At 48.2% G+C, this 22,271-nt stretch carries 19 protein-coding genes; 14 read left to right on the forward strand and 5 right to left on the reverse strand.

Annotated elements, in window-relative coordinates; genetic code table 11:
• The first annotated feature begins 216 nt into the window (after nt 1–216).
• From BP71_RS11895 to BP71_RS11905, 3 genes are read left to right on the forward strand one after another with little or no spacing between them, the layout of a single operon-like run.
• A complete protein-coding gene (locus BP71_RS11895) occupies nt 217–669 on the forward strand; it encodes a septal ring lytic transglycosylase RlpA family protein (protein ID WP_496379402.1) in 453 nt (150 codons plus the stop codon).
• A gap of 7 nt (nt 670–676) precedes the next feature.
• Nucleotides 677–1,591: a DUF58 domain-containing protein gene (locus BP71_RS11900; protein WP_496379404.1), complete on the forward strand. Its 915-nt coding sequence runs from the start codon at nt 677–679 to the stop codon at nt 1,589–1,591.
• Between the two features lie 53 nt (nt 1,592–1,644).
• On the forward strand, nt 1,645–2,790 hold the full coding sequence (locus BP71_RS11905; RefSeq protein ID WP_496379406.1) for a hypothetical protein: 1,146 nt from the start codon (nt 1,645–1,647) through the stop codon (nt 2,788–2,790).
• On the opposite strand, the gene radA is transcribed toward BP71_RS11905, so the two are convergent.
• On the reverse strand, nt 2,787–4,175 hold the full coding sequence (gene radA / locus BP71_RS11910) for a DNA repair protein RadA (protein WP_496379408.1): 1,389 nt from the start codon (nt 4,173–4,175) through the stop codon (nt 2,787–2,789). The genes BP71_RS11905 and radA overlap by 4 nt on opposite strands.
• Nucleotides 4,176–4,339: 164 nt before the next feature.
• Here radA and BP71_RS11915 point away from each other — a divergent pair, with 164 nt between their 5' ends.
• Nucleotides 4,340–5,056, forward strand: a complete 717-nt coding sequence (locus BP71_RS11915; RefSeq protein ID WP_496379410.1) for a porin family protein — start codon at nt 4,340–4,342, stop codon at nt 5,054–5,056.
• A gap of 139 nt (nt 5,057–5,195) precedes the next feature.
• Here BP71_RS11915 and BP71_RS11920 read toward each other — a convergent pair whose 3' ends face one another.
• Entirely contained in the window at nt 5,196–5,594 is a 399-nt protein-coding gene (locus BP71_RS11920) for a LytR/AlgR family response regulator transcription factor (RefSeq protein WP_496379412.1), read from the reverse strand.
• Nucleotides 5,595–5,927: 333 nt separating this feature from the next.
• Between BP71_RS11920 and pheS the strand changes: the two genes are divergently transcribed.
• Nucleotides 5,928–6,968: a phenylalanine--tRNA ligase subunit alpha gene (pheS, locus tag BP71_RS11925; RefSeq protein WP_496379414.1), complete on the forward strand. Its 1,041-nt coding sequence runs from the start codon at nt 5,928–5,930 to the stop codon at nt 6,966–6,968.
• Between the two features lie 69 nt (nt 6,969–7,037).
• On the opposite strand, the gene BP71_RS11930 is transcribed toward pheS, so the two are convergent.
• Together BP71_RS11930 and BP71_RS11935 are read right to left on the reverse strand one after the other, a co-directional pair.
• Nucleotides 7,038–7,769 (reverse strand): esterase family protein, encoded by a 732-nt coding sequence (locus BP71_RS11930; protein ID WP_496379416.1) that lies wholly within the window; start codon nt 7,767–7,769, stop codon nt 7,038–7,040.
• 116 nt (nt 7,770–7,885) lie between these two features.
• Nucleotides 7,886–9,316, reverse strand: a complete 1,431-nt coding sequence (locus BP71_RS11935) for a circularly permuted type 2 ATP-grasp protein (RefSeq protein WP_496379418.1) — start codon at nt 9,314–9,316, stop codon at nt 7,886–7,888.
• Nucleotides 9,317–9,644: 328 nt separating this feature from the next.
• On the opposite strand from BP71_RS11935, the gene BP71_RS11940 reads away from it, so the two are divergent.
• From BP71_RS11940 to BP71_RS11950, 3 genes are all read left to right on the forward strand, one after another.
• Entirely contained in the window at nt 9,645–11,192 is a 1,548-nt protein-coding gene (locus tag BP71_RS11940) for a DUF5723 family protein (RefSeq protein WP_496379420.1), read from the forward strand.
• Between the two features lie 65 nt (nt 11,193–11,257).
• Entirely contained in the window at nt 11,258–11,653 is a 396-nt protein-coding gene (gene msrB, locus BP71_RS11945) for a peptide-methionine (R)-S-oxide reductase MsrB (RefSeq protein ID WP_496379422.1), read from the forward strand.
• A gap of 80 nt (nt 11,654–11,733) precedes the next feature.
• Entirely contained in the window at nt 11,734–14,286 is a 2,553-nt protein-coding gene (locus BP71_RS11950) for a penicillin-binding protein 1A (protein ID WP_496379424.1), read from the forward strand.
• Nucleotides 14,287–14,322: 36 nt separating this feature from the next.
• Here BP71_RS11950 and BP71_RS11955 read toward each other — a convergent pair whose 3' ends face one another.
• Complete coding sequence (locus BP71_RS11955) at nt 14,323–16,098, reverse strand: ABC transporter ATP-binding protein (protein ID WP_496379426.1); 1,776 nt, start codon at nt 16,096–16,098, stop codon at nt 14,323–14,325.
• Between the two features lie 144 nt (nt 16,099–16,242).
• Here BP71_RS11955 and BP71_RS11960 point away from each other — a divergent pair, with 144 nt between their 5' ends.
• The 6 genes from BP71_RS11960 to BP71_RS11985 all read left to right on the forward strand — a co-directional run bounded on the left by BP71_RS11960 (nt 16,243) and on the right by BP71_RS11985 (nt 22,219).
• The gene (locus tag BP71_RS11960) at nt 16,243–16,797 is read left to right on the forward strand and encodes a DUF4126 domain-containing protein (protein WP_496379428.1); all 555 of its coding nucleotides are present in this window, start codon (nt 16,243–16,245) and stop codon (nt 16,795–16,797) included.
• Between the two features lie 3 nt (nt 16,798–16,800).
• Nucleotides 16,801–17,724, forward strand: coding sequence for a helix-turn-helix transcriptional regulator (locus BP71_RS11965; RefSeq protein WP_496379430.1), 924 nt, complete (start codon nt 16,801–16,803; stop codon nt 17,722–17,724).
• Nucleotides 17,725–17,816: 92 nt separating this feature from the next.
• Entirely contained in the window at nt 17,817–19,199 is a 1,383-nt protein-coding gene (locus tag BP71_RS11970; RefSeq protein ID WP_496379432.1) for a glycosyl hydrolase, read from the forward strand.
• A gap of 201 nt (nt 19,200–19,400) precedes the next feature.
• Nucleotides 19,401–20,225: a sugar phosphate isomerase/epimerase family protein gene (locus tag BP71_RS11975; protein WP_496379434.1), complete on the forward strand. Its 825-nt coding sequence runs from the start codon at nt 19,401–19,403 to the stop codon at nt 20,223–20,225.
• A gap of 81 nt (nt 20,226–20,306) precedes the next feature.
• Nucleotides 20,307–21,452 (forward strand): Gfo/Idh/MocA family protein, encoded by a 1,146-nt coding sequence (locus BP71_RS11980; RefSeq protein WP_496379436.1) that lies wholly within the window; start codon nt 20,307–20,309, stop codon nt 21,450–21,452.
• Nucleotides 21,449–22,219, forward strand: a complete 771-nt coding sequence (locus tag BP71_RS11985) for a 3-ketoacyl-ACP reductase (RefSeq protein ID WP_496379438.1) — start codon at nt 21,449–21,451, stop codon at nt 22,217–22,219. The genes BP71_RS11980 and BP71_RS11985 overlap by 4 nt, the downstream gene beginning before the upstream one ends.
• The last annotated feature ends 52 nt before the right edge of the window (nt 22,220–22,271 follow it).

Genomic DNA, 22,271 nt, shown 5'->3' on the forward strand with positions numbered 1-22,271 from the left:
CTGCTAACAAAAAAACGGGAACATATTAGCGATTTGTTGATTTCGGGTTACAACTACCCTCAACCGCTGCCTTCAAATTAACTGCAACTTTTTCTGGTTTCTTAAGTTTTTTCACTAGTTTTGAAATTCGTGGGTTTTAAAATTCTTCTGAATTACCAAAGAAAAATATGATATAAGGGACTTTTACCTTATTATGTTTCACCAAAATCCAGAGATATGACTTATCGTCGGATCCTGATTCTCACCATATTAGCGCTTACTGCGCTGCCCGAAGCATTTGCTCAAGTCAAACTAGGCAAAACGGAAACAGGAAACGCCTCCTACTATTCGGCGCGATTCCACGGCAGGAAAACCTCATTCGGGGAAGTACATAAAAGCAGTGAACTGCTGGCCGCCCACCGAAGCTATCCGCTCAATACCATGCTCGAAGTGACGAATCTGGAAAACGACGAAAAAGTGATCGTCAGAGTCAACGACCGGGGTCCATTTTCAAGGAACCGCGTGATTGACCTGAGCAAAGAAGCAGCCCGCCTGCTTGGCATTCTCGCCAAAGGAGTTGCCAATGTCTCGGTAAGAGTAGTGGGAATGGAAGGAATGGTGCTATTGTCACCCCACGAAGAAATAGACCCCAAATCGGGCAAAGTCATTTCCATGAGAAGCAAGCCTTGATGCTACTATGAGTGTCCGCCAACTGGATCTGGCGAAAGTCAGAGAATTCGGAAACCTGGAATTTCTTGCAAAACAGTTGGTCGAAGGTTTCATCACCGGTCTTCACAAATCCCCTTTTCATGGTTTTTCGGTTGAATTTGCCGAACATCAGCTTTATAATACCGGAGAATCCACCCGTAATATCGATTGGAAAGTTTTTGCCAAAACGGATCGCCTGTACGTCAAGCGGTATGAGGAAGAAACCAACCTCCGCTGTCACATTCTGCTCGATACTTCCTCTTCTATGTATTACCCGGAAGAGAATTATGGCAAAATGACATTCAGTGTAATGGCTGCCGCAAGTCTTACTTACCTGTTGCAACGTCAGAAAGATGCGGTCAGCTTGTGTACGTTCTCCGAGCAGATCGAAGTACAAACGCCTGTCAAATCGACCCCGTCGCATGTACACAAGATCATGCTTGAGCTCGAACATCAGCTGCAGACCAAACGTCCGCTATTGAGAACCTCCGTGGCAGAAGTCCTGCACCAGATCGCCGAAAAGATCCATAAGCGTTCGCTGGTAGTCATTTTCAGCGACATGTTTGATAATTTGGAAAATGCCGACAAGATATTCTCCGCATTACAGCATTTGAGGCATAACCTGCACGAAGTGCTGCTTTTCCACGTCACCGACCGCAAAACTGAGGAAAATTTCGCATTCGAAAACCGGCCCTATGAGTTTATCGACCTCGAAACCGGTGATAAAATCAAAGTACAACCCGACCAGGTTCGCGAATCCTACCAGCAGTTTGTAGGTGATTTTTACCAGAAGCTCAAACTGAAATGCGGACAGTATAAGATCGATTTCATTGAAGCGGATATTGCAAAAGGTTTCGACCCCGTACTTCTCGCCTATTTAGTTAAACACTCCAAAATGAAGTGATTTTTTCGGAGATTTGATAGCAGAACCTCTATCACGCTGCATATCACATTTTTATGAAAAAGCGCCTCAACGCTATAATATGTATTTTATCGGCAATCCTGCTGATTACGGGATGTAAGTCTGCCGAAAAATCCCTCAAGAAAGGCGACTTTGATGATTCGGTTCTCCGCGCCGCGGAAAAGCTCAAAGGAAACCCAGCCCACACTTCGTCGATCGAAACCTTAAAGCAAGCCTACCCGCTCGCTCTGGAGCAACACTTCGACGAGATCAAAAAACAGCAGTCGGCCGAAGATATTCTCAAATGGGAACCGCAACTCGAATCTTATATTCGTCTAAACAGACTTTACAAAGCTATTTCAGATTGCAACTGCTCTAAAATAGTGACGGCTCAGAACTTTGAAAATGAGGAAAAAATAGCACGGCACAATGCTGCAAGCGTCCGCTACAAGGAAGGACAAAAGCTCCTATCCGTTGGTGACCGGGAAAATGCACGGAAAGCTTATGAGTACTTTGAGAAAGTTCATGCATTAGTACCCGACTTCACCGATATCCAAAAAAAGCTGGATCTGGCTTACGAACTGGCTTCTTTCAAAGTAGTGGTGGAGCAGGTGCTGGTCACTTCGAAAACCTATCAGCTCAGCAATGCGTATTTTCAGGACCGTATCAATGAGTATCTGCAAACCAATAAACGACTTAACAAATTCGTCCGGTTTTATATGCCGGATGAAGCAGCGGAGATCAAACTGCGCCCTGACCACATTATTACGCTGCAATTCGACGATTTCGTGGTGGGACAAACGCTGCTTGAAAAAAATACTGAGACTTTCACAAGCAAAGACACTGTGAAAGTGGGCGAGAAATTTGTCGGCCGATCGAAGGTCCCGGTCTATGCAAAGGTTACGGCAAAACTGACGCTTAACCGCAAAACAGTACGTTCGGCGGGTCTGCTCGATATGCAGATCAGAGATTTCAGAACCAAACAGATCGTCAACCAGGAGAAATTCAACGGGGAATACAACTGGACCTGTGAATGGGCGCATTTCAATGGTGACGACCGGGCATTGAGCGCCTCCCAGCTCCGGCAGTGTAAAAGCCAGGAGTTGCTCCCCCCGGACCCTCAACAGCTTTTTATCGAATTCAGTAAACCGATTTACGAACGGCTTACCAGCAAATTGCAGACATTCTATGCTAGGTACTAATGCGCACCATGGACATCATTCAGAAAAAGTGACATAAAAAGCTCGTCCAGGTGCGCCACAGGGATGATCTCGATCTTCGACTTTTTCAGGTCCAGTCCTTTGCTGTTGTATTTCGAAATGTAAATCTTTTTAAATCCGAGCTTTTCAGATTCCGACACGCGGCTTTCGATACGGTTAACGGCCCGTACTTCTCCCCCAAGTCCAACTTCTGCGGCAAAGCATACCGATGGCGCTATAAATTTGTCCTCATAGGACGAGACCAACGACGCCACTACCGCCAGATCAATCGCCGGGTCTTCTACTTTCAGACCACCGGCCACATTCAGGAACACATCCTGCACGCCTAACCGGAAACCACCTCGCTTTTCAAGAACAGCCAGTAACATCTGCAAACGCTTTGCATCAAACCCCGTGCTACTGCGCTGCGGCGTACCATAAGTAGCCACGCTCACCAGCGACTGGATTTCTACCAGCAGCGGACGGTTTCCTTCCATCATCGACCCAATGGCAATACCGCTAACAGGCTCATCCCGTTGTGAGATCAGTATTTCCGACGGATTACTCACCTGACGCAAGCCGGTACCCTGCATTTCATAAATGCCCAGTTCCGAGGTACTCCCGAAACGGTTTTTCATCGTCCGCAATATCCGGTAGGTATTATGGCGGTCGCCTTCAAACTGCAAAACGGTATCCACCATATGTTCGAGTACTTTCGGCCCCGCAAGCGAACCGTCTTTGGTAATATGCCCAATCAGGAATACCGGCACACCCATCTCCTTGGCATACTTCATAAATTCTGCTGTGCATTCACGTACCTGCGACACGCTGCCCGCACCCGACTCAATGTAGGTTGACTGCATAGTCTGGATAGAATCTACTACCAGGATTTCCGGTTGAAAGTCCTCTATCTGCCTGAAAATATTCTGGGTCTGCGTATCGGTCAGAATGAAACAGTTTTCACTTTTCGCCGCCATCCTTTCAGCCCTCATTTTGATCTGTTGCTCGGATTCTTCGCCGGAAACATATAGTACCTTTTTGCTGGCAAGTGTCAATGCGATTTGCAGCATCAGCGTAGACTTTCCTATCCCGGGCTCTCCTCCGATCAAAACCAGGGAACCGGGAACGATCCCTCCTCCCAGCACGCGGTTCAGTTCCTCGTCGGCAGTGCGGATGCGCGGTTCATTTTCGTAGACAATCTCCGCAATAGCCCTGGGACGGCTTGCGAGATTTACCGATTTCCAAGAAACTGCTGTTTTCTTATCCTCCTTTTCGATAACTTCCTGAACGAAAGTATTCCACTCACCGCAAGAAGGACATCTGCCCACCCATTTTGGCGAATTATACCCACATTCCTGACAAAAATATGCGGTCCTGGCTTTGGCCATAATAGAAAAATCTAATTTATATCTTCCTGGTGACTAACGTAATTCAGACGATATTAATCCAATATTTGCATGTTTCAGCCATAAATCAAAAAAAATATACGCTGGGTATAGTTTTTTGCAATTTGACGTTATTATCCGGTTTTACTTAAAAAATTATATTATCCATGAACATCCTGACAAAAGTAGCCTGTACGTTTCTGCTATGCTTTTTTGCCCTTTCCGGTGCAGAAGCTCAGAAAAAAGGATTTGCGTTCGGTATCAAAGGTGGTGTGAATTTGTCCCGCCTTACCATGGGAGATGTTTTTACGACACGTTACGATGATCAGGGAAATCCATACCTTGGCTATGACGGCAAGGAGGTGCGGGATAATCTCAAAGAAAGCTTCAATACCAGGACCGGTGCAGTAGGCGGAGTCTGGATGCGTTTTGGTCGCACGTTATTCATCCAGCCCGAAGTGCTGGTGTCCACAAAAGGAGGTTCTTTTAAAATTATTGAGAATGGCCAGCAGCAACCGGTTGAAAAAACGGTCAATATCAAGTATAGCAATATCGATGTACCCTTGCTGATCGGTTTGAAAGGCGGGCCCATCCGCATTCTGGCAGGTCCCGTCGCCTCGTTCCGCATTGGGGACAATCAGCGTTTACGCGATGCCTTCAGATATTACACTTCCGACCTAAGCAATGCGATGTCCGAAGCGACATTCGGTTACCAACTTGGCGCCGGTCTTGACCTGGGAAATTTCAGCCTCGATGTACGTAAGGAAGGTTCATTTACAAACCTGGCGTCGTTTCAAGTCAGCGGACAGCAGGCTGAGGGCGGCGGTTCGCTAAAACAGAAGATCAGTTCCTGGCAGGTTACTCTAGGGTTGAAGTTGTTCTAAAGGAGTTAAGGGAAAGTGCTCCATGAGAAAAAGTTCATTCACTCATTGAACATGGCCTATAAACAAAACGAGCAGCCTTCGATCGTAGCGATGGCTGCTGTTTTTATGAATAACCCACTAATTTAATTCACCAAATATTTTAAGCGCTGATGCGCAGGTTGCTGTGATCCAGCAAACCTGAAACTTCTTTGATCTTTCTGCGCGAAACGACTACTTCTTTGCCGCAGGACAATCTCAGCATACGATCATCTTCCAAACGTGCTACTACGTAGTCTGCATTGACCAGGTAAGATTTGTGTACACGCAGGAAATTGGCGTTCAATTGCTCGGCCAGTGATTTCAATGTCTTGGATACCAGGTATTTTTTTCCGGTGTTTGTATAAATAAAAGTGTAGTTTCCTTCACCTTCCAGGAAGGTGATTACATCGGGAGTCAAAAAGATCGTTCTTCCCATAGACTGAACTGAGATATACGAACGGCTGTCATTGTATGATTTCTCCGACAGGTTGGGGCGAGCAAAGCTTGTAAAATTTTTCATGGTAACTACGCTAATATTGTTGTGATTTCTTGTTCCAAAATTAGCACATAACGTAAAGTTCTGAAAATGCGTAAAAGTACGCACAAGCGGATAAACATCTAATAATCAACATATTAAAGATTACCAGTCAGTAAAAAAGGCGTAACGAAACTTGGTAAAATGCGTAGTTTTACGTAGTGTCAAAAGCTGGATTTTTTCGATAAACCCCGGTCTGTAAACGTTTCAGAAGCTCTTCACCTGTTCCTGCGTCCTAACTTTCGCTATCTTTGCAACCGTTTCGGAACCCGTTTGACAAGGCTTCCGGGCAACCAGTCACCAACAATAGCAAGCTTTATGATTACCGACCGGGTAAAGGAACTAACTTCCGAAATCGAACAGGCCACAGTTACCAGCAAAGACCAGCTGGAAGCCTTCAGGTTGAAATATATCAGTAAGAAAGGAGCCGTTACCGAGCTTTTTGACAACCTCAAAAACATTCCGCAGGAAGATCGACGGGCGGTGGGACAAGAATTAAACACGCTCAAAAATCTTGCTCAGAGCCGTTTCCAGGATTTTTCCACCACACTGGAAAACACCACGGATGCCAATCCCGAAATGTTGATCGACCTCACATTGCCGGTTATACCTAATTTGCAAGGAAGCCTTCACCCCCTCACGATTGTTAGGCGCAGGATCATCGAGATTTTTGAAAGGATGGGCTTCAATGTGTCTTACGGCCCTGAAATCGAAAAGGATTGGTACAATTTCAGCGCATTGAACTTTGCAGACAACCACCCTGCCCGCGAAATGCAGGACACCTTCTTTATCTCTAAAAGTACCGGAGAGGTAAAAGACGACATACTCTTGCGTACACATACGTCCAACGTACAGGTGCGCCTCATGGAGCGCCAAAAGCCGCCGATACGTTCTATCATGCCAGGCCGCGTTTTCCGTAATGAAGCTATTTCGGCCCGTGCACATTGTGTTTTCCATCAGGTCGAAGGTTTGTATGTTGATAAAAATGTCAGCTTCAAAGACCTAAAGGATACCCTTTACCATTTTGCAAAAGAAATGTTTGGAAAAGATTCCACAATACGTCTGCGCCCTTCCTACTTTCCTTTCACGGAACCCAGCGCGGAAATCGACGTGTCATGCTTTATCTGTAAAGGAAAAGGCTGCAATGTATGCAAGCACACAGGCTGGGTGGAAATTGCTGGTTCAGGCATGGTCGACCCCAACGTATTAACCAATTGTGGTATCGACAGCGAGGAGTATACCGGCTTTGCATTTGGAATGGGGATCGAGCGCATTACGATGCTACGTTATGGAATCAACGACCTCCGGCTATTTACCGAAAACGACGTGCGTTTCCTGAGACAATTCGAGGGAGCCTGAATTTAACTTTAAAAGCAAAAAGCCCTGAAAACAACAACATTTCAGGGCTTTCTGCTTTTATAAAATTAGTCAAAACCTCGTTTCGAGATAATAAGGCAACATCCGCTTCCATGCCCACCATTCATGCGGGATATCGCTCCCCCATATATCCAGCTCGTGGGGTACGTTTTTCGATGCCAGGATAGCTGATATATGTCGTGAATAATCCGGAATTTCATAGGCGCCGGAACCGGTAACAAAATGAACATGCCTGCTATCCCGATACATAGATAAATGCCATTCAGCTTTTAGCTGAGGCAAATAGTGGACGGGTGAATTGAAATACACATTGTCGTCGTAATATCCATCGGTATAAACGCTCAGATCATAGCATCCGCTCATTGCAATAACCCCATGGATATACTCCGGATGTTTGAAGAACAGATTCGCAGCATGCAATGCACCAAAAGATGCCCCCGCAGCGATAATCTCATTGTCGGGACTGGATGTCTCCTTGATAAAAGGGATCACTTCTTTGATCACATAATCATTGAATGCCTGGTGCCGCACCGCCTTGTCGTATCCATGCATATGGGGATTAAGCCAACTTTCCGCATTGATACTATTGATACAATAAACTTTGACTTTGCCGGCGTGGATATATGGCGCAATGCTTTCAATTAAGCCCTCACGTTCATACTCCAGATAATCTGATGCTGCTGTCGGAATCAGGAGAAGTGCAAATCCGTAATGTCCGTAAACAGCGATATCCATGTGTTTGTTAAGCGCCGGACTATACCATCCGGTTATATCGCGTTGCATTGGTTGATCATTTTAGTTACTGACTATGTTTAGTTAAACAGGCAGTTCAGAATTTGGCTTATCAAAAATCATAAACCCTTATCACGAACAGCCTGCCAGTAACTGTTAATGATAAATTAATACAACACCCAGGTGTCTTTGCCTCCTCCTCCCTGTGAGGAGTTAACAACCAACGAGCCTTTACGCAATGCTACGCGTGTCAGCCCTCCTGGAATTACACTGATATCATCCCCATACAGGATGTAAGGCCGCAGATCGACGTGACGGCCTTCTGCGTGCCCATCCACCATGCAAGGTACTCTTGATAATGAAATCGTTGGTTGGGCAATATAATTCCTTGGATTGGCTCTTATTTTTTGACGGAAAATCTCGTGCTCCTCCTCCGTTGCCTTGGGGCCGATCAGCATGCCATAGCCGCCTGCCTCATTCGCCTCTTTCACAACCAGTTCTGAAATATTCTCTAGAACGTAATTAAAATCCTCCTCTTCTCCACAGATGTAAGTCTTCACGTTGGGAATAATGGCCTCCTCTCCCAAATAGTACTTGATGATCCGCGGCACATAGGCGTAAACGACCTTATCATCCGCCACACCGGTCCCCGGTGCGTTCGCCAAAGCCACACGGCCCTTCTTGTATACTTCGAATATGCCCGGTATTCCGATGAGCGAGTCAGGGTTGAAAGCTTCGGAATCCATAAATGTGTCATCGATACGGCGATAGATCACGTCGACAATCTGTAAACCGTTTGTCGTACGCATTTTGACATAACCATCCGAAACCACAAGGTCACGTGCGTCCACCAACTCGACACCCATTTGCTGTGCCAGATAGGAATGCTCGAAATAAGCCGAATTATAAATCCCCGGCGTCAAAACTGCTACCGTCGGATTGGGACGGTCCGCCAGGTGTTGTAACATCTGCAGCAGGCGCGTCGGGTAATCCGAGACAGGCCTTACACCTGTGCGTGCCAAAACATCCGGAAAGATCTGCTTGGAAAGCTCCCTGTTTTCCAGCATATAGGATACCCCTGACGGGCAACGCAGATTATCTTCGAGTACCATGAATGTGCCGTCATCGCCCTTGATCAGGTCGGTGCCCGTAATGTGGCACCAGATTCCTTTCGGTGGTTTCAGGCCTATACAGGGTTTCAGGAAGCATTTACTCGATTCGATGAGTTCACGGGGCACTACGCCGTCGTTCAATATATTCTGTTCATTGTACACGTCGTCAATGAACATGTTCAGCGCCTTGATCCGCTGTTTCAACCCCGTTTCGAGCCATTGCCATTCGGCGTTAGACAGTACCCTGGGAATGATGTCGATCGGCATGATGCGCTCTGTCCCCTCCCCTTCTGAATACACATTAAAAGTGATACCCATCGAAAGCAATGCCCGCTCAGTAGCAAGCTGCCGGTTGGTCAGGTCTTCGTGCGTCAGGTTCTCAAATTTATTCTTCAAATGCTCATAGCCAGCACGAATTTCGCCGTCCTGGGTAAACATTTCATCAAAGAAGTTTTCGACCTGATAGTTTGAAAATGAAAAATTCATACAATTCAAAATTTGAATAAGTCAATACCGATAGTTCACAGAACAATATATGGTCAATGTATGAATTAACAAAACAATTAACAACGACAGCCAACTCCTCACCACATGTTTGGAATGCAAAATTCCGATGCACTCTTCCTAAACATCTCACCCTCACCCCATAACCACGAGCAACCCCGACTGCATTTCGTTCGTAATAAAATCGTGCCGTTGCCGGATAGCGAATATTATTTATCCAATCACTAAACATTCGTTGCAAGTCAGTGCGCTTAACGTTTTATTTGCACCCTGATCCAAATAACGGCACCCCCACCGTTTTACGTTCGTTATGCAAAAAAGCTGGTTATCCATATTAGGATTGGTCTGCGGGTTAACCACCAATGGCCTATCTCAGCATTTGCCAGGAACGGCTATGAGCAATTTTGCCGGAACGAATGCACTATATCATAACCCGGCATTCGTGGCCGACAGCCGTTATAGTGTATATGTAAATTTGGTGGGCACACAGTTCTACACTGCCAACAACCACGTTAAATACGAAGCCCCATACTCCTTCCTTAGCCTGATCACGAACACCGTTCCGGAAAAGTATCATAACGAGAAAGGAATGCTGCTTTTTCCGAGGTCGTACCTGGGTGAAAAACTAAATGGCAACAGCAAATACCTCAATGCCGGTGGCGACACGCGGCTGCCTTCGATCATGTTCAACCTCTTCCGTGGCAGAGTCGGGTTAGGGGTTTCCAGCAGAGCTCGTTACATTCTTAATACGACCCAGGTAACTGAACCACTCGCCCGACTGATCAGCAAAACAACACAACTTAAGGAACTGCAGGGCCCGGTATTTGAAAATCAATCGGGGCAATTACACCTGAACGGACTGGGAGAGATAGCGATTACCCTCGGCGGTACAGTATTCGACAACGAGACGGACTATCTGAAGGTTGGGTTTACCGTCAAAAGGCTGATCGGCCTTTACAACGCACACGCCGTCATCGAAAATTCTTCATACGATATTCAACCTGACGCCAACTGGGAGAACAAGCGGCAATACATCAACGTCAACGAGATCAATGTCCGGTATGCGCTCACCCGCGATGAAGGCTTCCAGAATATCAAGCCTTCGCCTGCCTGGCTCTTTGGAGGCGCCCCGCCGGGGAGCGGCTGGGGCTTTGATTTAGGCGCAGTTTACGAATACCGACCCGACATTGCCAAAGTAACCTACCGGGAAAGGGGCGAAAGAAAGCGAGATGCATCCAAAAACAAATATCTGTACCGTATCGCAGTATCGCTGACGGACATTGGCAAGGTTCATTTCAAAAACCCGGCTTACATTCTGCAACAGGAAACTCACACGACTGATAAGGAATTCCGCTACGACACATTCCAAAAGTTGAAAGGCTCAGAGGGTATTTTCAATGCGATCAATTCCTCACTGGATGGCGGTCAGCCTATCGCCCCAAATTTCAAATCCGTATTGCCAACGGCATTTCAAGCGAGCCTGGATTACCATGTCAAGCCCAATGTGTATGTGAATGGTCTTTGGGTTCAAAATCTGATCTCTCAGGGTGCATTTGGCATGAAGACAGAATCTTATCTGAGCGTAACCCCGCGGTATGAACACAAATGGTATGAAATATCAGTCCCGGTGTCGCTCATGAACCGCTATCGCTCCCCGGCTATCGGCTTGGCGGGCCGGATCGGCCCTTTATGGATCGGAACGGATCATCTCACCGGGCTGCTGAATATCGGTAACCCCAAGTCTTTCAACCTCTATTTCGGCATTTCCGGAGGCCTGTTCCGCCGGCCGCCCGAATCACCTAACCAATGCTGGCCCCCACAGGATTCGTGGCTGCGGCGCATTTTCTCTAAACGATAAATTCCGCTTCAACGTTATCAAAGGATATGGTATGATTTTTCTGGCCATTCCTAAAAAACAAATACATGAGAGAAATTCAAAAAACGAAGGAAGAATGGCAGCAGGAGCTCACCGGGCAACAATGCTTCGTTCTGTTCGAAAAAGGCACGGAAAGGCCGTTTTCGCATCCTTATAATGACAATAAGGAAGAGGGTACCTACTCCTGCGCGGCTTGCGGAACTCCGTTGTTCGGTTCCGACGCCAAGTACGATTCGGGATCCGGCTGGCCAAGCTTCTTTCAACCCGTTAATACTACTAATGTGGAGGAGATTGTGGATAGAAGCCATGGTATGGTCCGTACCGAAGTAGTGTGCAGCACCTGCGGCGGGCACCTCGGGCACGTTTTCAACGACGGCCCAAAACCTACCGGACTCCGTTACTGCATGAACGGAGCGGCGCTGAAATTCACCAAAGCCGAATAGATTAAATTTCATAAAAGCCGGATTTAGTCATATCTATCCGGCTTTTCTTATATTTGAAACATTACGAACCAAAACGTTTGATGGAAGTTATCCGATCGTTTTTTATCAAAATCAGAATGCTATTCCGGACTGTCCGGACCTGGCTTGCCACATTCATCAACAGGACTGCCTATAAAGTAATTTCTTTTTTCACCGGAAAAGCCAAAGCCGATGATTTGTTCCATTCATACCGCACAAACAAAAAGTCGCTACGCAGCTGGTGGGAAGAAAAGATAGACGTCAATGCGGCCTATTACCGGCCGGTTATGACGATCTGGAAGACTTTCCTGTATGGTTTTGTGACCTTCGCCATTTACATTTTTTGTGTTGAGACCAACTTTTTATGGTTAATGGGAAGCATGCCGAGTGTCGAGGATCTTCAAAACCCTAAAGTTGCGCAGTCATCCGAAATATACACTGCTGACGGCATCATGATCGGCAAGTTCTACACCGAGAACAGGACACCGGTGAGTTACAAAAAGATTTCGCCAAACCTGGTCAAAGCGCTGATTGCAACCGAAGACGTTCGCTTTTACAAGCACTCGGGAATTGACTACAAAGCGATGGCCGGGGTGGCCTGGGGCATCATCGTCGGCGCATCCGACCGTGGAGGTGGTAGTACGATCACACAGCAGCTGGCTAAAAAGCTTTTCAAAACCCGGAAATCAGGGGCAAGAGGGCTACTCGGATACGTTCCGGGTGTCAGCACGTTAATTTATAAAACAAAGGAATGGCTCACGGCTATCAAGCTGGAAAGGAATTTTACCAAAGAAGAAATCCTGACCATGTATTTCAATACGGTCGACTATGGAAATAACACCTATGGGATCAACACCGCCGCCAAGTCCTATTTCAGCAAGTCTCCCGACAGCCTGAACGTGCAGGAATCGGCTGTGCTCGTAGGTCTCCAGAAAGCAACCACGACCTACAACCCGATCCGTAACATGAAGCGCTCCATGGAACGCCGCAATGTAGTAATTGACCAGATGCGCAAGTATGGCTATCTCACAGGCAAACAAGCGGATTCCATCAGTGCGCTCCCTATTGAGCTCAAAACAAAATTCGAAACACCTTACGATGGCAATGCCAACTACTTCAAAAATGCGGTGGTCGATTTTGTAAGAAAATGGGGCGAAGAGAATGGGTATGACCTCTATACCGATGGTTTGAAAATATATACCACCATCGATTCCCGCATGCAGGAAGACGCGGAAGAGGCGATGACGCAAAAAATGAAACAGCTGCAGCGCGTCTTCGAAGACCACTGGCGCAATCAGAATCCATGGGTCGATGAGCAGGGCAAGGAAATTCCCGACTTTCTCGAAAACGTCGTGAAACGCACCAGCAAATACAAGTCCCTCGCAGCCAAATTCCCTAATAATCCGGACAGCATCAGCTATTACCTGAACAAGAAAGACACGATGACCGTGTATGACTGGAAGAATAGCGGCGAGATGGAAAAATATTGGAGTTCAATGGATTCCCTGGATTACTACAAGCGCATTCTGCGCGCGGGTATGATGGCCATGAATCCGCAAACCGGCCAGATCAAGGCCTGGGTAGGTGGTCTGGATTACAATTACTTCAAGTACGATGCTGTTAAGCAAGGAAAACGACAGCCCGGATCAACGTTTAAGCCATTCGTATACACCACCGCAATTGACGACTCTACATTCAATATGTCCCCCTGCGACGAGATTGTCGACAAGCCGTTTGAGAAAACCTACGAAGAAGACGGTGAAGAGAAAATCTGGAAACCGAGAAATGCAACCGGTACCTACACCTATGCGAACATGACGCTCAGACGCGCATTGGCACAATCCATCAACTCGGTAACAGCCGAACTGACAGACCAGGTCGGCGCCGCCAATGTGGTTCGCTATGCGAAAAAAATGGGTATCACCACGCCACTGAAAGCAGTGCCTTCGATCGGACTCGGACCATTTGATGTATCACTCTACGACATGGTCGCGGCCTATGGTGTTTTTGTCAACAACGGGACCTACACCCAACCTATTCTCGTCACCAAGATTGAGGACAGTAACGGGAAGGTGATCGAAGAATTCCAGCCCGAACACCGGCAGGCGATCAGCCAAGAGTCAGCGTTCCTGATGCTTCAAATGCTGCGCGGTGGTGTGGAAGAAGCGGGAGGGACATCCGGCAGCATCCGATGGAGGTTCAATGTAACTGCTAACGGCAACGAACTGGGCGGCAAAACCGGAACGACTTCGAATAACTCCGACGGCTGGTTCATGTGCGTGACGCGGGATCTCGTGGTAGGTGCCTGGGTTGGCGGCGACGATCGTAGCATTCACTTTCGCACCACCAACCTGGGAGAAGGTGCAAAAACCGCATTACCGATCGTAGGAAGTTTTCTTGAGAAAATCTACAAGGATAAATCCATTGAACCCGGCCCATTTCCCAAGCCGAGTTTCAAAATCTCCAAAACTTACAATTGCCCGACGCAGTGGGCTCCGAGTGAAAGTGATTCGCTGGATATAGAAGGGGATAGCACACCTGTGAAGCGAAACGATGAAGATGAATTGCTGATCGGGCCTCCGCCCATTCCGCTGGACACCGGCAAAAGAAACTAAGCAACAGGCAAGTCGAAAGGCTTGCCTGTTTGGCTATCAGCTGAGGCCTATTTTATGCACTTCCTTGTATTGCATTCGGTACAGGTTGGCATAGGTTCCATCTTTTTCCAACAGCTGCTCGTGATTTCCTTCTTCAACGATGCGCCCTTTGTCCACGACGATAATCTTGTCCGCCTCCTGAATAGTCGACAGCCGGTGCGCAATTACGATGGCCGTACGACCCTGCATCAACGTCTCGATAGCATGCTGAATGAGCTCTTCGGTTTCGCTGTCAACCGACGACGTCGCCTCGTCCAGCACGATGATTTTCGGCTCATGCACCATCGCCCGTACAAAGGAAATCAGCTGCCGCTGGCCGACTGAAAGCGTTGCCCCACGCTCCATTACATTGTAGGCATAGCCTCCGGGCAGACGTTCAATAAAATCATGTACCCCCACCAGTTTTGCAGCTTCAACGATTTTCTCATGGGTAATGCTGTCATCGCCAAGCCGTATATTGTTTTCTATCGTGTCTGAAAAAAGAAACACATCCTGCAGGACGACGCCGATGTGTCTCCGTAATGCATTGAGCTCGTAATCATGGACCTCCACTCCATCTACAAAGATGTTACCTTTATTAATGTCGTAAAAACGGGTGAGCAGGTTGATAATGGATGATTTACCCGCTCCGGTAGCCCCTACAAATGCGATGGTTTCCCCTTCCTTTACCTTGAAATTGATATCTCTCAGCACATATTCCTCATCATTGTAGGCAAACCACACGTTTCTGAATTCCACATTGCCTTTGATGGATTCCGGCGCAAATGTGCCCTCATTGGAAGTATATTCATCACTGTCGAGCAGTTTCAGAATGCGGTCGGTACTCACAATACCCATTTGTAGGGTATTGAAGCGGTCGGCCAGCTGACGAATCGGCCGGAAAAACAGGTTGATGAACATTACAAATGCAGTGACGGTACCAAATGTAATTTCCGCTTCCAGAATCTGCTTGGAACCATACCAGACCACCAGACCCGTGCCTGCCGCTGCGATCACATCGGCTACCGGATAGTATATGGAGTAATAAAGGATCGAGCGAATGTTTGCATTCCGGTGAACCTTGTTAATCTCCGTGAATTTCTTGTACTCGATATCCTCGCTGCTGAAAATCTGCACGATACCCATTCCGGTAATGTGCTCTTGTACAAATGAATTGAGATTGGAAACAGCCGCCCTGACCTCATTGAAAGAATCCTTGATCTTTTCCTTAAAAATATAGGTACAAAAAAGCATGAGCGGGATCATCGACAAGCTGATCAGCGATAATTTCCAGTCGGTATAAAACATCACGGCGATGATCAGCACCAGTTGCAGAATATCCCCGGCGATAGCCGCCATGCCATCACTAAAAACATTGGAAAGCGTCTCGACGTCTGAAATAGTTCGCGTCACGAGCCTTCCAATGGGTGTATTATCAAAGAACTTCAATCTCAAACCGATGATCTTCTGATAAAGCTGCACCCTGATATCCCGTATAATATACTGCCCCAGCCAACCCGACATGTACGTATTCCAAAATTGCGCGAGCCCTTGTAAAATGATCACAATCAGCATAATGACCAACATAAAGGTCAGTTGCGAATAATTGCCGTTGGCAATGGGCGTATCGATGGTGTACTTAATCAGCAGCGGTGTCAGCGGGCCCAGCAATGCATTGACCAATATGATGGTGATCAGCAGATAAAACTGCTTCTGGTAAGGCCTAACGAATGTGTAGAGACGTCTTAGGGTAGGAAGATCAAATATCTGGCCGCTTTTAGTTTCCTGATTCACCGGGTAGTTTTTAAAATACAGTGGTTGTTCTGATTCAACAATGCAAAGTTAAAAAATGTCACAGAGGGTATAAAAAAACTCCCTGCCTGCGCATATCCTTTTCAAATCCACTACATTAGGGTTTCAAGCCTGATCCGATCAAAAATGGAGCTATTTCTGAGTCTGTGTCTTGGGATTGGTCTCAGCGCCAGCTGTGGTTTCAGGGTATTCCTCCCCATGCTGGTGGCTAATGTTGCCGCCATGAATGGCTGGATCACTCCCGGAGAGCAATTTGCCTGGCTGAGCACGTGGCCAGCTTTTTTTGGTCTGGCCACTGCCACCGTCCTTGAAATCGGGGGTTATTACATCCCATTTATCGACAACCTCCTCGACACCGTCACCACACCGGCGGCCGTAATTGCCGGTACTTTACTCACAACTTCTTTCATAGAAATCGACAGCCCATTTCTGCATTGGGGCCTCGGATTGGTACTGGGAGGCGGAACAGCCGGGCTCGTGCAGGCCGGTACGGGTGTGTTGCGGCTCCTTTCGTCCAAGGCGACAGCGGGGGTCGGGAATCCTGTGGTTTCGACCGCAGAGAATATCGCTTCGTTCAGCCTGTCAGGCCTGGCTGTTTTTTTGCCGGTCATTGCCCTGGTGCTGGTAGTTTTGCTGGCTCTATGGCTTTTAAAACGATTAATGAATTTGAAAAAGTCTTAATGCATGGTTTTCGCGTCTGATGCTATCCCAGTCCATTCCCTTCCCAAAACCCCCAGCCAGGTACCTGCTTTAAGAATTTTCAGGTTCAAAAACAGCATCGATACTTCCACGGACGGACCAGTGTCGCTGCCCATCACGCCGCTGCCAACCGATACTCCGCACCGGCATACCTATTATGAGATTCTTTTTATAGAAGAAGGCCAGGGCTTTCACGAAATCGATTTTCATTCTTACAGCATTCTGGGGTCTGGGCTGCATTTCCTCACACCGGGGCAAGTGCATTTGCTCACCTTTTCATCATCCTTCCAAGGTTACATCGTCGCATTTTCCGAGGATTTTTATACGTTTTATAACCCCGGCAACCCGCCCCTTTCGCAGCTACCTTTTTTTCAACCGGCGCGAAGGCAGCCCATCCTCACGCTTTCGGATACTGAAAAGCACTATTTCCACAATATCCTCGAAAACATGGTAGCCGATCACTTGAATACCGACTCAGATCAGACACTGATCGGCAGGTACCTGGGATTACTTTTACAGAAATGTGCTTTCCTGACCCACCAAAATACGCCGGTGGTTGAGTCAAGCTCGCATACTGTCCCGGAACTGGCCGGGCGCTTCCAGGAACTGGTGGAGAAAAACTTCAGGGAGATGCATGAGGTACAGCAATATGCCAGCCAACTATCGGTATCTCCCGATTACCTGAGCAAGATCATCCGAAAATTCCTGGGTATTTCGTGCCAGGAATACATCCTGGATAAACTGTTGCTGGAAGCGAAACGACTACTCGTTTTCACCAATCTGAGCAGTAAGGAAATCGCCTATCACATCCACATGGACGACCCGTCCTATTTCAGCCGCATCTTCAAAAAGAAAACCGGGCTCACGCCGAACGAGTACCGGGAACATGTTCGGAAAAGTACCATTTAATAGCAAATTTGTACCTTGCTATCGTTTTTCGCTGCTAATATCTTTGTATTATCCTAAAATTAAATGACTAAATAATACTATCGATATAAATTATGCAGATAAAAAACGACCTGACCACCGTATCGCTCCAACCCAAACTTGACCGGTTCTGGGCGCTTTCCGGCGAAAAAATCAGACTGATTAACAAAGAGTACGACAACTCCAAAGGCACCCCTGTTTTTACCGTCAACGGGAAATATACCCTACGTGGCTGGACTGAGTGGACACAAGGGTTTCAGTACGGCGCCGAAATACTCCAATTTGATGCCACCCGTGATAGTGCCTTCCTGGAAAGTGGCCGTCAGAACACAGTGCAGTTCATGGCCTCCCACGTCGGCCATTTCGGGGTGCATGACCACGGGTTCAACAATGTGAGTACCTATGGCAACCTGCTCCGCCTGATGAATGAGGGGGTTATACCGGAAAACGAATGGGAGCGTAACTTTTATGAAGTCGCATTGAAAGTATCCGGTGCCGTGCAGGCCCGTCGCTGGACGACCGCCAAAAACGGTCAGGGCTTCATCCATTCATTCAATGGCCCGCATTCTCTTTTCGTTGATACGATCCGTTCGGTAAGGGCACTGATGGTGTCACACCTGCTCGGTCACAGCTACATGGGAGAGAATGACCTGAAAACCAGCCTGCTTGAACGTGGAACACTGCACTCTATTGCCACTGCCAACTACTCCGTTTATTATGGCGAAGGTCGCGACAGCTACGATGAATGGGGAAGAACGGCGCACGAAAGTGTTTTCAATACCAATGACGGTAATTATCGCTGCCCCAACTCGCAGCAGGGCTTCTCCGGCTTCACGACCTGGACGCGCGGCCTCGCGTGGGCAATGGTTGGCTTTGCCGAGCAACTGGAAACATTGCGATCATTCTCTGATGAAGAGCTCGTACTGTTCGGGGGCCGCGCCGAAGTGGAACGCATTTACCTAAAAGCGGCCAAAGCAACTTGTGATTTTTACATTGCCAACACAGCAGCCGACGGCATTCCCTACTGGGACACGGGCGCTCCCCAGCTTCATAAACTTGGAGATTACACCTCCCGGATTTCGGATCCCTACAACGAATTTGAACCGATCGACAGCTCAGCTGCGGCTATCGGCGCGCAAGGTTTGCTGCGTTTGGGTAAATACCTGAACGATCAGGGCCAAACCGAGGCGGGGAACCGCTATTGGCAGGCAGGTCTTACCGCTGTAGATTCGCTGTTCGCAGAACCCTACCTTTCTACCGATCCGACACACCAGGGCTTGATCCTGCATTCGATCTACCACCGTCCGAACGGCTGGGACAATGTACCTGCCGGACAGAAGATCCCTTGCGGCGAGTCGAGCATGTGGGGAGATTACCATGCGCGGGAAGTGGCACTTTACCTGCACCGGATCAATAAAGGGTTACCTTATTATTCCTATTTGGGAGCGGTTAAATAGCGCTAATTCTCCCCACATAAAAGTCTGCATCGACTGTCACCCTGGTGCTATCCTCATTTTCACCCTGAGCGGAAGTCGAAGGACATTGTGCAGAAGCTTCTTACGCTTCGGTCAGGGTGATTATACAGTGACAGAATGCGATATCAGACATTGTAAAGCATTAAAGCAAATATTTACCAAGAACAATAACCATACTCTGAATTGGAAAATATAACACTCGACCGGTGCTGCATTCATACCATTACGACCAAGCCATGGGCGCTGGCGGAAGCGGTTGAAAATTATGCGGCTGCCGGTGTGAAAGGCATCAGCGTATGGCAGAATGCAACGGAAGGCATAGGTCCATTACGGGCCGGAGAACTCATCCGTAGTGCCGGCCTGGAAATTGTTTCGTACGTCAGGGGCGGCTTTTTTCCGCACACCAGCAGCGCAGGAAGGGCACAAGCGATCGATCATAACCGCAAGCTCCTGGAAGAGGCCGCAGCCTTGGGGGCGCCGATGATCGTCCTCGTTTGCGGGGCTTCACCGGATCAGTCGCTGGAAACGTCCCGCAACCAAATCCGCGAAGGCATCGCTGCCATCCTGCCACTGGCCGAAAAGCTGGGCGTCAGGCTCGCTATCGAGCCACTACACCCCATGTATGCTGCCGACCGCTCAGCGATCAATACGATGGGCCAGGCCAACGATATGGCTGAGCATTTCAAATCGTCATTTGTAGGCGTGGCTGTGGATGTATATCACCTGTGGTGGGACGGTGACCTGGAAAAGGAAATCGCACGCTGCGGGGCAAATGGAAACCTGCTCGCCTATCACGTATGCGACTGGAAGGTAAACACGATCGACCTGCTGAACGATCGCGGGCTAATGGGCGAAGGGTGCATTGATCTTAAAAAAATCCGCGGTTGGGTCGAGGCTACCGGTTTCGACGGTTTCTGTGAGGTTGAAATTTTCTCAAACATCCATTGGGCCAAGGATCAGCAACAATTCCTGGGAGAAATTACGGACGCTTTTTTAAAGACAGTTTAAAATAATCTACACCGGCCGGAGGGCTTGTAAATAATGTGCGCAGTGCCAGAGCTTCGCACGAAACAACTAAAAATAAACAACATGACAACGCATACAATCGGTATTATCATGAACGGCGTAACGGGCCGTATGGGTACGAATCAGCATTTGCTCCGGTCTATCAAGGCTATTATCGAGCAGGGTGGTGTGAAAATTTCATCGGATGAAGTCATTATGCCTGATCCGATCCTCGTAGGACGCAACGAGAGCAAACTTCAGGCGCTTTGCAAGCAGTCTGGCGTTCAGAAATACACGACGGACCTGGATTCCGTCATGTCCGACCCGCATTATCAGATCTATTTCGATGCACAGGTGACTGGCCGCCGTGCAGCTGCCGTCAAAAAAGCCATCAAAGCCGGCAAACACATTTACTGCGAAAAGCCTACCGGTACGACGACCGAAGAAGCTCTGGAATTGTACGAACTGGCTACCAAGGCAGGTTTGAAAAACGGAGTGGTACAGGATAAACTTTGGCTTCCTGGCCTGGTTAAACTGAAAAGGCTGATGGAGAATGGCTTCTTCGGAAAAATCCTGTCGGTAAGAGGAGAGTTCGGCTACTGGGTATTTGAAGGACACAGCATTCCGGCCCAGCGCCCATCGTGGAACTACCGCAAAGAGGACGACGGTGGTATCATCGTGGATATGCTTTGCCACTGGCGTTATGTGCTCGACAATCTGTTTGGAAAAGTAAAAGCAGTGTCATGCCTGGGCGCGACACATATTCCGGAGCGCGTGGATGAAAATGGCAACACCTACAAGTGTACCGCCGACGATGCCTGCTACGCAACCTTCGAACTGGAAGGTGATGTGATCGCACATTTCAACTCTTCCTGGACGGTACGTGTACGCCGCGACGACCTGCTGACGCTGCAGGTAGATGGTACGCACGGATCGGCCGTCGCTGGTCTTCGCGATTGTTACGTCCAGCATTACGGCAATACGCCAAAACCGGTATGGAATCCTGATATCGCCCAGCCAATCCCATTCTTTGACGGGTGGGCGAAAGTCCCTGAGCAGGAAATCTACGACAACGCATTCAAAGCCCAATGGGAGCTTTTCCTCAAACATATTGTGAAGGACACACCATTCCCGTGGGATCTGAAAGCAGGAGCCCGCGGCGTTCAGCTTGCAGAAAAAGGGCTTGAAAGCTGGGAGAAACGTCAATGGGTTGATGTGCAGGAATTATGAAAAAAACAGCACTCATCACCGGGGGGAGCCGGGGTATAGGGTTTGGCATTGCCAAAGCACTAGCAAAAGATGGCTTCAACCTCGCCATCAACGGGGTAAGGGACGAAGCCAATGCGGCCGATGCGCTGAATGAGCTCCGGAACCTGGGCGCAGAAGTCGTATATTGCCAGGGCAGCGTGGCCAATGCTGCTGACCGCGAGGCGATCATCGAAAAGGCCTATGCGGTCTTTGGGCAAATCAATGTACTGATAAACAATGCGGGCATTGCGCCGCGCGTAAGGCTGGACGTGCTCGAAACGACCGTCGAGAATTACCAGGAGGTAATGACTACCAACCTCGAAGGCCCGTTTTTCCTTACACAAGCCATTGCCAAACGCATGGCCCATGCCAAACAGAATAATCACGCATTCGAAGCGGCGATCATTTTTGTAACGTCCATTTCTGCAACAGTGACCTCCGTTAACCGCGGCGAATACTGTATCTCGAAGGCCGGACTGGCGATGACCAACCAGCTCTTCGCTGTGAGAATGGCCGAATACAATATTCCGGTTTACGAAATCCGGCCGGGGATCATTTCGACGGATATGACTTCGAAGGTTCAGGAAAAATATGATAACCTGTTCCAAAGCGGCATTGCATTGCAGCCGCGCTGGGGTACGCCCGATGACGTCGGTAAGGCTGTGGCTTCCCTCACGCGGGGTGACTTCCCCTACTCTACCGGTCAGGTGATCAACGTAGATGGTGGAATGCTGATTGACAGACTTTGAGGTAACTATTGGCCGCCGGCTTTCCGCTGTCGGCCAATAGTGTAAAGTAATG

It is taken from the genome of Dyadobacter ginsengisoli DSM 21015, from assembly GCF_059568735.1.

Bases quoted from the DNA above. Each gene is read 5' to 3' on its own strand.
- BP71_RS11895 (WP_496379402.1), top strand. From the start codon at position 217: ATGACTTATCGTCGGATCCTGATTCTCACCATATTAGCGCTTACTGCG.
- BP71_RS11900 (WP_496379404.1), top strand. From the start codon at position 677: ATGAGTGTCCGCCAACTGGATCTGGCGAAAGTCAGAGAATTCGGAAAC.
- BP71_RS11905 (WP_496379406.1), top strand. From the start codon at position 1,645: ATGAAAAAGCGCCTCAACGCTATAATATGTATTTTATCGGCAATCCTG.
- radA (WP_496379408.1), bottom strand. From the start codon at position 4,175: ATGGCCAAAGCCAGGACCGCATATTTTTGTCAGGAATGTGGGTATAAT.
- BP71_RS11915 (WP_496379410.1), top strand. From the start codon at position 4,340: ATGAACATCCTGACAAAAGTAGCCTGTACGTTTCTGCTATGCTTTTTT.
- BP71_RS11920 (WP_496379412.1), bottom strand. From the start codon at position 5,594: ATGAAAAATTTTACAAGCTTTGCTCGCCCCAACCTGTCGGAGAAATCA.
- pheS (WP_496379414.1), top strand. From the start codon at position 5,928: ATGATTACCGACCGGGTAAAGGAACTAACTTCCGAAATCGAACAGGCC.
- BP71_RS11930 (WP_496379416.1), bottom strand. From the start codon at position 7,769: ATGCAACGCGATATAACCGGATGGTATAGTCCGGCGCTTAACAAACAC.
- BP71_RS11935 (WP_496379418.1), bottom strand. From the start codon at position 9,316: ATGAATTTTTCATTTTCAAACTATCAGGTCGAAAACTTCTTTGATGAA.
- BP71_RS11940 (WP_496379420.1), top strand. From the start codon at position 9,645: ATGCAAAAAAGCTGGTTATCCATATTAGGATTGGTCTGCGGGTTAACC.
- msrB (WP_496379422.1), top strand. From the start codon at position 11,258: ATGAGAGAAATTCAAAAAACGAAGGAAGAATGGCAGCAGGAGCTCACC.
- BP71_RS11950 (WP_496379424.1), top strand. From the start codon at position 11,734: ATGGAAGTTATCCGATCGTTTTTTATCAAAATCAGAATGCTATTCCGG.
- BP71_RS11960 (WP_496379428.1), top strand. From the start codon at position 16,243: ATGGAGCTATTTCTGAGTCTGTGTCTTGGGATTGGTCTCAGCGCCAGC.
- BP71_RS11965 (WP_496379430.1), top strand. From the start codon at position 16,801: ATGGTTTTCGCGTCTGATGCTATCCCAGTCCATTCCCTTCCCAAAACC.
- BP71_RS11970 (WP_496379432.1), top strand. From the start codon at position 17,817: ATGCAGATAAAAAACGACCTGACCACCGTATCGCTCCAACCCAAACTT.
- BP71_RS11980 (WP_496379436.1), top strand. From the start codon at position 20,307: ATGACAACGCATACAATCGGTATTATCATGAACGGCGTAACGGGCCGT.
- BP71_RS11985 (WP_496379438.1), top strand. From the start codon at position 21,449: ATGAAAAAAACAGCACTCATCACCGGGGGGAGCCGGGGTATAGGGTTT.